Annotated in this window: 10 protein-coding genes; 6 read left to right on the top strand and 4 right to left on the bottom strand. The window is 61.0% G+C overall.

All coding sequences use genetic code 11. The annotated features are described in order from the left end of the window. Window positions 1-262: 262 nt before the first annotated feature. The 3 genes from katB (at window position 263) to radA (ending at window position 3,822) form a co-directional block, all read left to right on the top strand. Window positions 263-1,804: a catalase KatB gene (gene katB / locus M8Q45_RS01050; RefSeq protein WP_249873274.1), complete on the top strand. Its 1,542-nt coding sequence runs from the start codon at window positions 263-265 to the stop codon at window positions 1,802-1,804. 61 nt (window positions 1,805-1,865) lie between these two features. Next, window positions 1,866-2,414: an ankyrin repeat domain-containing protein gene (locus tag M8Q45_RS01055; RefSeq protein WP_249873275.1), complete on the top strand. Its 549-nt coding sequence runs from the start codon at window positions 1,866-1,868 to the stop codon at window positions 2,412-2,414. A 40-nt stretch (window positions 2,415-2,454) separates the two neighbouring features. Continuing rightward, a complete protein-coding gene (radA, locus tag M8Q45_RS01060) occupies window positions 2,455-3,822 on the top strand; it encodes a DNA repair protein RadA (protein WP_030140305.1) in 1,368 nt (455 codons plus the stop codon). A 67-nt stretch (window positions 3,823-3,889) separates the two neighbouring features. On the opposite strand, the gene M8Q45_RS01065 is transcribed toward radA, so the two are convergent. Continuing rightward, window positions 3,890-4,246, bottom strand: a complete 357-nt coding sequence (locus M8Q45_RS01065; RefSeq protein WP_249873276.1) for a PilZ domain-containing protein — start codon at window positions 4,244-4,246, stop codon at window positions 3,890-3,892. A 157-nt stretch (window positions 4,247-4,403) separates the two neighbouring features. On the opposite strand from M8Q45_RS01065, the gene M8Q45_RS01070 reads away from it, so the two are divergent. The 3 genes from M8Q45_RS01070 (at window position 4,404) to yjiA (ending at window position 8,198) form a co-directional block, all read left to right on the top strand. Then, complete coding sequence (locus tag M8Q45_RS01070) at window positions 4,404-6,470, top strand: carbon starvation CstA family protein (RefSeq protein WP_249873277.1); 2,067 nt, start codon at window positions 4,404-4,406, stop codon at window positions 6,468-6,470. A 15-nt stretch (window positions 6,471-6,485) separates the two neighbouring features. Beyond that, the gene (locus M8Q45_RS01075; RefSeq protein WP_003201656.1) at window positions 6,486-6,683 is read left to right on the top strand and encodes a YbdD/YjiX family protein; all 198 of its coding nucleotides are present in this window, start codon (window positions 6,486-6,488) and stop codon (window positions 6,681-6,683) included. Between the two features lie 546 nt (window positions 6,684-7,229). Beyond that, window positions 7,230-8,198, top strand: coding sequence for a GTPase (yjiA, locus tag M8Q45_RS01080; protein ID WP_249873278.1), 969 nt, complete (start codon window positions 7,230-7,232; stop codon window positions 8,196-8,198). Window positions 8,199-8,261: 63 nt separating this feature from the next. Here yjiA and M8Q45_RS01085 read toward each other — a convergent pair whose 3' ends face one another. The 3 genes from M8Q45_RS01085 to M8Q45_RS01095 form a co-directional block, all read right to left on the bottom strand. Continuing rightward, complete coding sequence (locus tag M8Q45_RS01085) at window positions 8,262-8,807, bottom strand: hypothetical protein (protein ID WP_249873279.1); 546 nt, start codon at window positions 8,805-8,807, stop codon at window positions 8,262-8,264. A gap of 208 nt (window positions 8,808-9,015) precedes the next feature. Next, window positions 9,016-10,269, bottom strand: coding sequence for a serine hydroxymethyltransferase (gene glyA / locus M8Q45_RS01090; protein WP_039593914.1), 1,254 nt, complete (start codon window positions 10,267-10,269; stop codon window positions 9,016-9,018). A 236-nt stretch (window positions 10,270-10,505) separates the two neighbouring features. Continuing rightward, window positions 10,506-14,354, bottom strand: a complete 3,849-nt coding sequence (locus M8Q45_RS01095; RefSeq protein ID WP_249873280.1) for a sensor domain-containing protein — start codon at window positions 14,352-14,354, stop codon at window positions 10,506-10,508. Window positions 14,355-14,485 lie beyond the last annotated feature (131 nt).

The raw sequence follows: 14,485 nt of genomic DNA on the forward strand, positions 1-14,485 counted from the left end.
AGTGGATACCGGCAGTGTAAGCCAGCCAAACGTCGATCGCTCGACATGCCTGCTTACAATGCTGGCCTGTTTATCGACTCGGCAGCCTGTGAAAAGTTTACAAAGTGCCACCAATCGCGCGTGATACGCGGTTTAAGGCCGATTCCCTACACCGTTTTTTCTATCAGTGCGGTACGCCATTTCTATTTAGGTTTTGGATTTTCGGGCACTAGCCTCTGAAAGGCGCACATGGATGCGCTCTATAACATCAGAGGAAACGCCAATGAACATTTCCCCAGGCCTCGGCGCCCTATCCGGTCGTCGCTCCCTTGTCGTGCTGACCGCCAGCCTGTTTTCCCTGTCCGTCAATGCCGCCACCTTGACCCGCGACAATGGCGCGGCGGTAGGCGACAACCAGAACTCGCAAACCGCAGGCCCCAATGGCCCGACCTTGCTGCAGGATGTGCAACTTATCCAGAAGCTCCAGCGCTTTGACCGTGAGCGCATCCCCGAGCGTGTCGTGCATGCCCGTGGTACCGGGGCCCATGGCGAATTTACTGTCTCCAATGACCTGAGCGACTTGACCAAGGCGAAGGTCTTCGCCGCTGGGCAGGTCACGCCGGTGTTCGTGCGCTTTTCCGCCGTGGTGCACGGCAATCATTCGCCGGAGACGTTGCGCGACCCTCGTGGCTTTGCCACCAAGTTCTATACCGCCGATGGCAACTGGGATCTGGTGGGCAATAACTTCCCGACATTCTTCATTCGCGACGCCATCAAGTTTCCCGACATGGTGCACGCATTCAAACCTGACCCGCGAACTAACCTCGACGATGATTCCCGTCGTTTCGATTTCTTTTCCCATGTCCCGGAAGCGACTCGCACGCTGACCGAGCTGTACTCCAACTCCGGCACGCCAGCCAGTTATCGTGAAATGGACGGTAACGGCGTGCATGCATACAAGCTGGTCAATGCCAAGGGCGAGATCAGCTATGTGAAGTTTCATTGGAAAAGTTTGCAGGGTCTAAAAAATCTCGACCCGAAAGAAGTCGTGAAAGTACAGGGGCAGGATTACAGCCACATGACCAACGACTTGGTCAGTCATATCAACAAGGGCGACTTTCCAAAGTGGGACTTGTACGTTCAGGTACTCAAGCCGCAGGACGTGTCCAAGTTCGATTTCGACCCACTGGACGCAACCAAGATCTGGCCGGATGTGCCTGAGCGAAAAGTTGGACAAATGATCTTGAATCGCAACCCAGCCAATGTATTTCAGGAAACCGAGCAGGTGGCGATGGCGCCCGCCAACCTGGTGCCGGGCATTGAACCTTCGGAAGATCGCCTGTTGCAGGGCCGGGTGTTTTCTTATGCCGATACGCAAATGTACCGGGTCGGGCCGAACGCGTTGCAGTTGCCCATCAACGCTCCCAAGGTCGCCGTCAACAACGGCAACCAGGATGGCGCCATGAACGCTGGCAGCAGCAGTACCGGCGTGAATTATCAGCCGAGCCGGCTGATGCCGCGTGAAGAGCAGCCCGCCGCGCGCTATAGCCAGACCGAGCTGACCGGCAGTACCCAGCAGGCGAAAATCCAGCGTGAGCAGAATTTCAAGCAGGCCGGTGATCTGTACCGTTCGTTCAGCAAGAAAGAGCGTGATGACCTGATCGAAAGTTTCGGCGGGTCATTGGCGACCACCGACGATGAGAGCAAGCACATCATCCTGTCGTTCCTCTACAAGGCCGATCCTGAATACGGGATGGGCGTGGCCCGTGTCGCCAAGGGCGATCTGGCGCGGGTCAAGGCGTTGGCCGAGAAGCTGAACGACTGATCCACCAGGGGGAGACGAGCTGCTCGGCTCCCCCTGTCTGGAATCGTATGGAGAGGCCACGATGCGTAAATTCCTTTTGCTGATAGTCGCCACGGGATCATGGGCCGTGCTGGCCGATCAAGTTCCGCCCGCCGACCCGACCGGGGTGCGGGAACAGTTGCAAGGCTATTATTTCGACGCCGCCCGCCGGGGCGATGTGCCGATGCTCAATACGTTCATAGAGGCCGGCTACTCGCTCGATACCCGGGACGAAAAGGGCTACACCGCGCTGATTCTGGCGGCTTATCACGGCCACGGGCCGGCGGTGGATCGGCTGCTGGCCGCGGGGGCGGATGCCTGCGCCCAGGACAAACGTGGCAACACGGCGCTGATGGGCGCCATTTTCAAGGGCGAAGTGCAGATCGCGCGGCGTTTATTATCGACCGACTGCAGCCCCGACCAACGCAACGGTGCCGGACAGACCGCGGCGATGTATGCCGGCCTGTTCAAGCGCGATGAGTTGCTCGACGCCCTGAAGGCCAAGGGCGCCGACCTGGAGGCCAGGGATCCGCTGGGCAATACCGCGGTTGGCCTGGCAAAGGGTGAAATCAGAATGCCGGCCCCGCAGTAAAGCCCGACTGTTATCATCGCGGTTTTTACCCGGAGTTCAGATGGCCAAGGCAAAGCGCATGTACGGCTGCACCGAGTGCGGCTCGACCTTTCCCAAATGGGCTGGCCAATGCAGCGAATGCGGGGCCTGGAACACCCTGACCGAAACCATGGTGGAGAGCGGCGGGGCGGCAGCGCCTACCGGCCGCACCGGATGGGCCGGCCAGCAGGCGCAGATCAAGACCCTGGCGGAAGTCAGCGTCGAGGAAATCCCGCGCTTCTCTACCGCGTCGGGCGAGCTTGACCGTGTGCTGGGCGGCGGCCTGGTGGACGGTTCGGTGGTGTTGATCGGCGGTGACCCTGGCATCGGCAAGTCCACCATCCTGTTGCAGACCCTGTGTAACCTCGCCACACGCATGCCGGCGCTGTACGTCACCGGCGAAGAATCCCAGCAACAAGTCGCCATGCGCGCTCGACGTTTGGGCTTGCCCCAGGACCAACTGCGGGTGATGACCGAGACCTGTATCGAAACGATCATCGCCACGGCACGCCTGGAAAAACCCAAGGTCATGGTGATCGACTCGATCCAGACCATTTTCACCGAACAACTGCAATCGGCCCCGGGCGGCGTGTCTCAGGTACGCGAGAGCGCGGCGTTGCTGGTGCGTTACGCCAAGCAGAGCGGCACGGCGATTTTCCTGGTAGGCCACGTCACCAAGGAAGGCGCGCTGGCGGGGCCGCGCGTGCTGGAGCACATGGTGGACACGGTGTTGTATTTCGAAGGCGAATCCGATGGGCGCCTGCGTTTGCTGAGGGCTGTGAAGAATCGTTTTGGCGCCGTCAACGAGTTGGGCGTGTTCGGCATGACTGACCGGGGCCTGAAGGAAGTATCCAACCCTTCGGCGATTTTTCTGACGCGAGCCCAGGAGGAAGTGCCGGGCAGCGTGGTCATGGCGACGTGGGAAGGCACCCGGCCGATGCTGGTGGAAGTGCAGGCGCTGGTGGACGACAGTCACTTGGCGAACCCGCGTCGGGTCACCTTGGGGCTGGACCAGAACCGGCTGGCCATGCTGCTGGCTGTCCTGCACCGGCACGGCGGGATTCCTACGCACGACCAGGATGTATTCCTCAACGTGGTGGGCGGGGTCAAGGTGTTGGAGACCGCGTCCGACCTGGCATTGATGGCGGCCGTCATGTCCAGCCTGCGCAATCGACCGCTGCCCCATGATCTGTTGGTGTTTGGCGAAGTGGGGCTTTCGGGCGAAGTGCGGCCGGTGCCCAGTGGGCAGGAGCGGCTCAAGGAAGCGGCCAAGCACGGCTTCAAGCGCGCCATCGTGCCCAAGGGCAACGCGCCGAAGGAAGCACCGGCGGGGTTGCAGATCATTGCGGTGACACGCCTGGAGCAGGCGTTGGATGCGTTGTTCGAATAACCCAAAGACAGTCCGGGCCTTTGTGGCGAGGGAGCTTGCTCCCTCGCCACAGGGGCTCAGCGCGTATTCAGATGTGGATCAACGCCGCCAATTCCCGCTCCAGCTCATCGTGATCGGCCAGGTTGAGCTCCACCAAACGGCGCAGATGGGCGATGGAGTCCAGGTCGATGTGCTCGCAGACGAAGCCCAGGTGGCCATGGTCATCGTGAGCCAGGCGGACTTCCATCTTGACCTCAGCCTCAGGGCTCAGGTGGATGTCAGCCATGAAAGGTTCTTCGGGATCGCCGAGCCAAGGCTGGGGTTTTTCAATCAGTAGCCCCTTTAGGGACAAGTCCAACAGCTTCACCGGCCAGATGAAGTGGCCCTGGCTCAGTTCGGTCCTGGCATGGAATTCAATTCGTACGAAGCGGCGACGTTCGCTCATTACGCATTCCCTCTGGAGATTCACTGACTATAGACCCAACTGACTGAACATCATCACCGTTCGACCGCTGACAGACGAATGTCGGGTATGGCCTTTGCCTTGGTTACGGCTAAACTCCAATGGCTACCTTCTTGTCCACCCTGGCTGGAATATAAAAATGAACAACAATAATAGCCCGCTGCGCCATATACCTTGGCTACTGCTGGCCATCGTCGGTGCGTGCGCCTTGGGCGTCGTGGCCTTGCGCCGCGGAGAGCCGATCAACGCCCTCTGGATCGTCGTCGCGGCAGTCGCCATCTACCTGGTCGCCTACCGCTACTACAGCCTCTTCATCGCCAACAACGTGATGCAACTCGACGCGCGCCGGGCCACGCCTGCCGTGCTCAACAACGATGGCCTGGACTACGTCCCGACCAACAAACACATCCTTTTCGGCCACCACTTCGCGGCCATCGCCGGCGCGGGGCCGCTGGTCGGGCCGGTGCTGGCGGCGCAGATGGGCTACTTGCCCGGCACGCTCTGGCTGATCGCCGGCGTGGTGCTGGCCGGTGCGGTGCAGGACTTCATGGTCCTGTTCCTCTCCACCCGCCGCAACGGTCGTTCCCTGGGCGACATGGTGCGCGAGGAAATGGGCCGCATTCCCGGCACGATCGCGCTGTTCGGCTGCTTCCTGATCATGATCATCATCCTCGCGGTGCTGGCGCTGATCGTGGTCAAGGCCCTGGCCGAGAGCCCGTGGGGCATCTTCACGGTGATGGCGACCATCCCGATCGCGATGTTCATGGGCGTCTACATGCGCTACATCCGCCCGGGCCGCATCGGTGAAATCTCGCTCATCGGCGTGCTGTTGCTGCTGGGTTCGATCTGGCTGGGCGGGCAGATTGCCGCCGATCCGGTGTGGGCCAAGGCCTTCAGTTTCACCGGGATCCAGATCACCTGGATGCTGATCGGCTACGGTTTTGTCGCGGCGGTGCTGCCGGTGTGGCTGATCCTGGCGCCACGGGACTACCTGTCGACCTTCCTCAAGATCGGCACCATCGTCGCCCTGGCGATCGGCATCCTGGTCACCATGCCCGAGCTGAAAATGCCGGCGCTGACCCAGTTCACCGACGGCACCGGGCCGGTGTGGAAGGGCGGTTTGTTCCCGTTCCTGTTCATCACCATTGCCTGCGGCGCGGTCTCGGGCTTCCACGCGCTGATCTCCTCGGGCACCACGCCCAAGCTGCTGGATAACGAAACCAACGCCCGCTACATCGGTTACGGCGGCATGCTGATGGAATCCTTCGTGGCCATCATGGCGATGGTTGCCGCCTCGGTGATCGAGCCGGGCGTGTACTTCGCCATGAACAGCCCGGCGGCGATCGTCGGCGGTGACGTGGTGGCCGTGGCGCAGACCGTCAGCAGCTGGGGGTTCGCAATCACCCCCGACGCGCTGCAAGCGGTGGCCAAGGACATCGGCGAGACCACCGTGCTGGCCCGTGCCGGCGGTGCGCCGACCCTGGCGGTCGGGATCGCGCAGATCCTCCACTCGGTGCTGCCGGGTGAGAACACCATGGCGTTCTGGTACCACTTCGCAATCTTGTTCGAAGCGCTGTTCATCCTCACCGCGGTGGACGCCGGCACCCGTGCCGGGCGCTTCATGTTGCAGGACCTGCTCGGCTCGTTCGTGCCTTCGCTCAAGCGCACCGAATCCTGGACCGCCAACCTGATCGCCACCGCCGGCTGCGTCGCGCTGTGGGGCTACTTGCTGTACCAAGGCGTGATCGACCCGCTGGGCGGCATCAACACCTTGTGGCCGCTGTTCGGCATCTCCAACCAGATGCTGGCCGGTATCGCCCTGATGCTCGCCACCGTGGTGCTGATCAAGATGAAGCGCCAGCGCTACGTCTGGGTCACGCTGCTGCCGGCGGCCTGGCTGCTGATCTGCACCACCACCGCGGGCCTGATCAAGCTGTTCGACGCCAACCCGGCGATCGGCTTCCTGGCCCTGGCGCGCAAATACAACGATGCCCTGGCCGCCGGCCAGGTCCTGGCCCCGGCCAAGAGCATCGAGCAGATGCAGCACGTGGTGTTCAACGCCTACACCAACGCAACGCTGACGGTGTTGTTCCTGTTCGTGGTCTTCAGCATCCTGTTCTATGCGCTCAAGGTCGGCATCGCCGCCTGGGGCACGAAGGAACGCACGGACAAAGAAGCGCCATTCCAGGCCGTGCCGGACGCTTGATAGGGGATTGCAACGATGTTCAATGACTTGAGTCGCCTCGGTAAATACCTCGGTCAGGCCGCCCGCCTGATGGTCGGCATGCCCGACTACGACAACTACGTCGAGCACATGCAAACCAAGCACCCGGACAAACCGTTGATGGACTACGAGGCGTTCTTCCGGGAACGCCAGGAAGCCCGTTACGGCGGCAAGGGTGGGCCGAAGTGCTGTTGAACTGAGGTCAATTCCCTTGTGGGAGCGAGCCTGCTCGCGAAAGCGGAGTACCAGCCAACGATGATTCGGCTGACCCGACGCCTTCGCGAGCAAGCTCGCTCCCACAGTTGTTTTGGGTTGGCTTCAGGATTTGCGTACCCGCTAGATCCCTTGTGGAAGCGAGCTTGCTCGCGAAAGCGGAGTGTCAGCCAACGATGATTCGGCTGACCCGGCGCCTTCGCGAGCAAGCTCGCTCCCACAGTTGTTTTGGGGTTGGCTTCAGGATTTGCGTACCCGCTAGATCCCTTGTGCGAGCCTGCTCGCGAAAGCGGAGTGTCAGCCAGCGATGATTTGGCTGACCCGGCGCCATCGCGAGCAAGCTCGCTCCCACAGTTGTTTTGGGGTTGGCTTCAGGATTTGCGTACCCGCTAGATCCCTTGTGGGAGCGAGCTTGCTCGCGAAAGCGGAGTGTCAGCCAACGGTGATTCGGCTGACCCGGCGCCTTCGCGAGCAGGCTCGCTCCCACTGGCTTGAGCTTTTCTTTAATTTCGAAGCAGGAGAATCCTTTTGTCCTCTCCCATCCCGGTCACGATCCTCAGCGGCTTTCTCGGTGCGGGCAAGACCACGTTGCTGCGTCATCTGCTCAAGGCCGAGCACGGCTTGAAAATCGCCGTGATCGAGAACGAGTTCAGCGATGCCGGCATCGACACCCAACTGCTGGGTGACGAGCCGGTGCAAGTCATGACGCTGGCCAACGGTTGCGTGTGCTGCACCATTCACACCGACCTGACCAAAGCCCTTTACCTGTTGCTCGAACGGCTGGACAGCGGCGATATCCATTTCGACCGCTTGGTGATCGAGTGCACCGGCCTGGCCGATCCGGCCCCGGTGGCGCAGACATTCTTCATCGACGAAGACCTGCGCGAGCGCTACATCCTCGACGGCATCCTGACCTTGGTGGACGCAGCCCACGCGGACGTCCACCTGACCCAAACCATCGCCCAGGCCCAGGTCGGGTTTGCCGATCGGTTGCTCTTGAGCAAGACCGACCTGGTGGACACAGCCCATGTCAACGCGTTGATTGAGCGGCTGAACCGGATCAATCGGCGGGCGCCTGTCCGCGTGGTCGAACATGGCCGGATCGATCTGGCCGAACTGCTCGATATCCGGGGATTCAATCTCAACGCTGACCTTGGCGCCGGGTTCAGTCTTCGTCCGGTTGGCAAGGCCACCACGGGCGATCGCATCAGCAGTCTCGTACTGCGCACCGATCAGTCACTGGATATCGATAAACTCAGCGAGTTCATGAACCAGCTGCTGGAAGCGCATGGCAAGCAGTTGCTGCGCTACAAGGGGGTGCTGAACATCGCGGGCGAACCCCGTCGGCTGGTGTTTCAAGGAGTGCTCAAGTTGTACGGTTTCGATTGGGATACCGAATGGGCTCCAGGCGAAGCGCGCGAGAGCGTGATTGTGTTCATCGCCGATGAGTTGCCTGAAGAGCAGATCCGTGCCGGTTTCAACGCTGTGCTCCACTGATGGACGCGGGTTCCGGGCCATCCGAAGCGTTCGCTCCGGATGGCCCGGGGACCGGCCCGGTATTCAGGATGGGCTGGGCTTTAGAACGCTCAGGATGAAGGTTATCTTTGCATGCTCTTTTGTTTCGCCCAGATAGATATAAGGCGAGCCTCGCGCGGTTAATCTACCCACGTATTTATTATTGGGGGTCATCAGCGTGATGGGGGTGTGGGTCATTTTAATAGTGTCCCGAGTGAGCGTGTTGTTGTTCTGGTCAATAAGGCTAAAGAAGGCGGGGCGCCCGGGGTTCGAATGAGTCGCGCCAAAAACGTCAAGCCAGACTTTGCTGACGAATTTTCTGTAATGCTCACCTGTGTTTTTAACAGACAGCACGTACCCGGCTTCGGTGTATTGAAAGCGTAGCCTTAGCGCCTTCCGGTCCGGGCCTGGTTGTTCAGGGGCGATGCCAAAAAAGCTCGAATGGTCACGGGTCTGGGGCTTGCCGGTAAAAAAGCCTCCGCTGAATGAGGTCAAGGTGGCGAGTGCCGGCTTGCCGTGCAGTGCCTCAAGCAGGTTTACCCGCTCATTCATGACTCTAAGTTCGGCATCGAATGAAAGTCTACTGTCCATGTTTTAAAGCGTCCTTTGAAAAGTTTTTATCCAGTGCGTTAGCGTTATATTTTTTTTATGACTGGAGCGGGGCATTTAATTATTACGAAAGTTAATGCTTGGCGGGAGATTGGATAATTTAGACGGCCCCTTGGTCCCTTGAAAAGATCAATAAAAAAGGCCCACATCTTTCGATGTGGGCCTTTCAGTCAGCCGTGTAGCCGGCGGATCAAGCGCCGTATACAGGCAGCTTCTTGCAGATGGCCTTGACCTTCTCACGCACGGCGTCGATCACCGCTTCGTTGTTCAGGTCCGCCAGGATGTCGCAGATCCAGCCGGCCAGTTCCTTGCACTCGGCTTCCTTGAAGCCGCGAGTGGTCACGGCTGGGGTGCCGAAACGCAGGCCCGAGGTGACGAACGGCGAGCGTGGGTCGTTGGGGACCGAGTTCTTGTTGACGGTGATGAACGCTTTGCCCAGCGCGGCGTCAGCGTCTTTGCCGGAGATTTCCTGCTTGATCAGCGACAGCAGGAACAGGTGGTTCTCGGTGCCGCCGGACACTACGTCGAAGCCGCGCTCGATGAACACGCCGGCCATGGCCTTGGCGTTCTTGACGACTTGCTGTTGGTAGGCCTTGAACTCAGGTTGCAGGGCTTCCTTGAAGCAGATCGCCTTGGCGGCGATCACGTGCTCCAGCGGGCCACCCTGGGCGCCCGGGAAGACAGCGGAGTTCAGCTTCTTCTCGATGTCGGCGTTGGCGCGCGCCAGGATCAGGCCGCCACGTGGACCGCGCAGGGTCTTGTGGGTGGTGGTGGTCACCACGTCGGCGAACGGCACCGGGTTCGGGTACACGCCAGCGGCGACGAGGCCGGCAACGTGGGCCATGTCGACGAACAGGTAGGCACCGACCTTGTCGGCGATTTCACGGAAACGCGGGAAATCGAGGACCTGGGAGTAGGCGGAGAAACCGGCCACGATCATTTTCGGCTTGTGCTCGAGGGCCAGGCGCTCGACTTCGTCGTAGTCGATCAGGCCATTGCCGTCGATACCGTACTGGACGGCGTTGTACAGCTTGCCGGAAGAGGAAACGCTGGCGCCGTGGGTCAGGTGACCGCCGTGGGCCAGGCTCATGCCCAGGATGGTGTCGCCGGCCGACAGCAGCGCCAGGTACACGGCGGCGTTGGCTTGGGAACCGGCGTGTGGCTGGACGTTGGCGTAGTCGGCGCCGAACAGTTGCTTGGCGCGGTCGATGGCCAGTTGCTCGACCACGTCGACGTACTCGCAACCACCGTAGTAACGCTTGCCTGGGTAGCCTTCGGCGTACTTGTTGGTCAGTACCGAGCCTTGAGCTTCCATCACCGCGGGGCTGGTGTAGTTTTCCGAAGCGATCAGCTCAATGTGCTCTTCCTGGCGCTGAGCTTCTTGCTCCATGGCGGCAAAGAGATCGGCGTCGTACTTGGCAATAGTCAAATCACGGCTGAACATGGCGGTCCTCAAGGATCGGGGCAGAAAAGGGGGGCATTCTACCTCAACCGGTTTTGGAAGGCATATGAAAGGAATTCAGCTTCAAGCTGCAAGCGACAAGCTGCAAGTAGAAGCCGATTCGCGTTAGCTTGAAGCTTGCCGCTTTAAGCTCACAGCTGCTTCAATCAATCTGCAAGTTGATGCGGATCGGCTTCTGCCTTTAGCTTGCCGCTAGAAGCTTTAAGCTCACAGCTGCTTCAATCCAACATAAACAACGCATCATTGCTGAACTGCGCTTCGAACCGAGTCGCCGGCATCGGGCGGCCGAACAGGTAGCCCTGGACTTCATCGCAGCCGTGCTCGCGCAGGAAATCCAGTTGCTCGTGGGTCTCGACGCCCTCGGCGATCACCGCGAGGTTGAGGCTGTGGGCCATGGCGATGATCGCCCGGGCGATCTGCGCATCCTGCTCGCCGGACGGCAGGCCGTCGACGAAGGTGCGGTCGATCTTCAGCACGTCGATGGGGAATTGCTTGAGGTAGTTGAGCGACGAGTAACCGGTGCCGAAGTCATCGACGGCGATGCTCAGGCCGAGGTTCTTCAACCCGGCCAGGATCTGCATCGCCTCGCTGACTTCGCGCATCAGGATGCTTTCCGTCAGTTCCAGCTCCAGGCAGGCCGGCGGCAGGCCGGTATTGCGCAGGATAGTGGCGATGCGGGTGCCCAACTGGCCGTCGGAGAACTGCCGGGCGGAAATGTTGACCGAGACCTTCGGCACCCGGACCTTGGCCTGGTGCCAGGTCCTGAGTTGCCGGCAGGCTTCGGTGATGACCCAGTCGCCGACGTCCACCACCAGCCCGAGTTCTTCAAGTACTGGAATGAAGTCCCCCGGCGGCACCAGCCCGCGTCGCGGATGGCGCCAGCGCAGCAGGGCCTCGGCGCCGGTCAGGCGTTTGCCGTCGCCGCTGAACTGCGGTTGGTAATACAGCACGAACTCGTTCTGCTCCAACGCATGGCGCAGGTCGCTTTCCAATTCCAGGCGCTCCAGGGCGCTGGCGTTCATGTCGGCCTGGTAGAACTGGAAGTTGTTCTTGCCGCGTTCCTTGGCGTGATACATGGCCGTGTCGGCGTTCTTCATCAACTGGCTCAGTTCGTTGCCGTCCTGGGGACTCAGGGCAATGCCGATACTGGCGGTAACGAAAAACTCGCGGCCTTCGAGCACGAACGGCCGGACCAGGCTGGCGAGGATCTGCTCGGCCACGGTGATGGCCCGGTTCAGCGCCATTCCGCGGCTGGCGCGCGGTTGCAGCAGCAGGGTGAACTCGTCGCCGCCCATGCGCGCCACGGTGTCGTCATCGGCAACGCAACCGAGCAGGCGCGTGGCCATTTCCTTGAGCATGCGGTCGCCGGCGGCGTGGCCCAGGGAGTCGTTGATCGGCTTGAAGCGGTCCAGGTCGAGGAACATCAGCACAACCCAGGTCTTCTGCCGCTCCGCTGATTGCAGCGCGGTGTGCAGGCGATCCTGGAACAGCGTGCGGTTGGGCAGGTGGGTCAGGGCGTCGTAATAGGCCAGGCGATGAATGCGCTGCTCGCTGGCCTTGCGCTCGCTGATGTCGCTGAAGAAGCACACGTAACTGGCCAGGTCGCCTTCGTCGTCCAGCACCGCCGTGATGCCGACCCAGGCGGGATAATGTTCGCCATTGCGGCGCTTGAGCCAGACTTCGCCTTCCCAGGTGCTGTGCTGTTGCAATTGCTTGAGCACGTAGCGCAAATGGGCTTCCTGCTGGTCGTCCACGGTGAGCATGTTGGGCAACTGGTCCAGGACCTGCGGGACGGCATAACCGCTGACGCGACTGAACGCCTCGTTGGCCTGGACGATATAGCCGGCCGGGTCGGTGATCAGGATCGCCGAGGTCGAATGTTCGAATACGGTGGCGGCCATGCGCAGGTCTTTTTCGGCACGACGTTGCTGGCTGATGTCGCGGCCGACGCCGAGCACGCCTTCGAACGCGCCATGGTCGTCCCACACCAGCACCAGCCGCAGTTCGATGGGAATCTTGCGCCCGTCGGCGCGCAGGCAGTCGAACAAGAACAGCTGGGTCTGCATCTGGTTGCGCAGTTCGGCCAGTTGGTCGGGCTTGTCGAGGGCCTTGCTGACGCGATCCATCAGGCTGTAGATGCCCGTCAGCTGCTGCGGATTGGCGATGGTCGACTGCCAGCCGTTCTGGAAGATCCAGTCGGCGGTGTAGCCCAGCACTGCCTGGACCGATGGGCTGACGTAGTTGAGCGAGAGCTTGCTGTCGGTGGAGAAAATCACGTCGCTGATGCTTTCGGCGAGCATCCGGTAGCGTTGTTCGCTGTCGCGCAGGGATTCGCTGGCCTCGATCTGCTCGGTGATGTCTTTTGCCACGCCGATGATCCGTGTCACCTGGTCGTAGCGATCTCGGGCCAGGGCCTGTTCGCGGACCTCGAAGCGTCGCCATTTGCCGTCGCGATGGCGGAAGCGCAATTGGCATTGCAACAGTTGCGTATAGCCGCCGCGTCGCTGTTGCTGGCGCAGAGAGTGGTACTGGTCGGCGTCGTCGCTGTGCAGCAGGATTTCCCAGAAGTACTCGCCCATCTGGTGCAGCTCGGTGCGGTCGTAGCCGAGCGTCTGCCCCAGGTGATGGTTGCTGAAGATCATCCGCTGGCTGATGACGTCCTGTACATAAAGATGATCCGGAACGGTGCGTACCACATCGGACCAGAAACCTTCGCGTTCGAGCAGCGAGAGTTCGATCAGCTTGCGGCTGGTGATGTCGTTGATGCTCAGGATGACGGCGTTATAGTCGCGCTGTGTTTCCGGCAAGCGCAGGACCAGCCATAGATGCTGGTCTCGACCATGGGCGTCCTGCAACTTGATTTCCAGTTCCAGCTGCTTGTGCTCGTCGAGCAGTGCTTCGAGCAGTTTCGATCCGATGGGATTGTTGTCCTTCGGGCCGTTGCCGACCAGCAGTTGCCAGGCTTGTTCGCAGGAATCGACATTGAGCAGCTTCAAGGCCATCTGGTTGACTTCGGTGACGTGCACCTGCTGCTGCAACTGTTCGAGGTGCTGCGGGTCCTGCAGCCAGGCGCGCAATTGTTCGCCGTCCTGCAGGCCGGTCCGGGCGAAGAATGCCTTCAGGCCGGAAAGGTCGAGCACGCAGAGGGCCACGCCGGTGCCCTCGAAAATGTCCTGGTAGCGGCGGCGGCCTTCGTGCAATTGCCGCTGGCGTCGTCGCATGTTCAGCAAGGCGATCACCGGGAGCATCGAGAGCGCCAGGCCCAGCAGGCATTTGCCGATGAAGGCGGGGAGCAGTTGCTCAAGCACCTGGCGCCGATCGAACAACCCGCGCAGTTGCCAATCGCTGCTGCTCAGGGGCACGGTCAGCACGGTGTCGCTCAGGTCTTGCGAGGTCAGTTGGGTCGGGGTGGTCGAGGGCAGGCTTTCGTCGCGGCTGATGATTTGCTGGTTGAGACGGTTCTCCACCAGCCACAACGGTCGCAGGCCCGTGTCGGCCTGTTTGGTCAACGTCGAGAAGAAGCTCGGCGTCAGGCGCAGCGCCCAATAACCACGACTGCTACCGCTGGCCTGGTGCAACAACAGGTGCACCACGGAGCCATCTTCGGCATTGCTGAAATAGTGCGCCTGGGCACGGCTGCGCCGTACCAGTTCGGTCAGGTAGTCGGCGTCCTGGCTGTCGGCCTCGCTGTCACTGAGCACCCTGCCCGACGGGCTCAGCAACGCCAGGCTGCGCAACTGGGGCAGTGATTGCTGAAGCTTGCGCAGCAAGGCCTGCTGTTCGTCGGCGGTTTGCGGTTGTTCGACGATCGGTAGCAGGTTAAGAGCGATTTGCGCGTTCAAGGCCATGTTCAGGCTGACTTGCGCGGCCAGGTCGGCGGTGTAGTCGATGGTGTATTGACGTTGTTGCTGCTGGGTTTCACGCAACTGATCAAGCAACTGCCAGAAGAGCAGGCCCAGCAATAAAAGGACCAGCGAGGCCAGCGCGCCCTTCAATGTTCCGCGCAGGGGCAGGCCAGGCACAGCTGTCGGTGCGCGTGGGGACGGGGGCGGCGTGACATTGGACAAGCTGTAATCCTGCGGTTTGCTGGACTGGCGCGACGGGCACTATAAGCCGGACGCCCGAAGGGCGGCTAGCATGCCTTGACTTGTGGCAAAGTGCCAGCCCTTGGCGGCTGGACCTGGACCGACGGTTGAGG

Origin of the sequence: Pseudomonas sp. T1.Ur, from assembly GCF_023516725.1 — a bacterium.
GTDB classification, from domain to species: Bacteria; Pseudomonadota; Gammaproteobacteria; order Pseudomonadales; family Pseudomonadaceae; genus Aquipseudomonas; species Aquipseudomonas alvandae.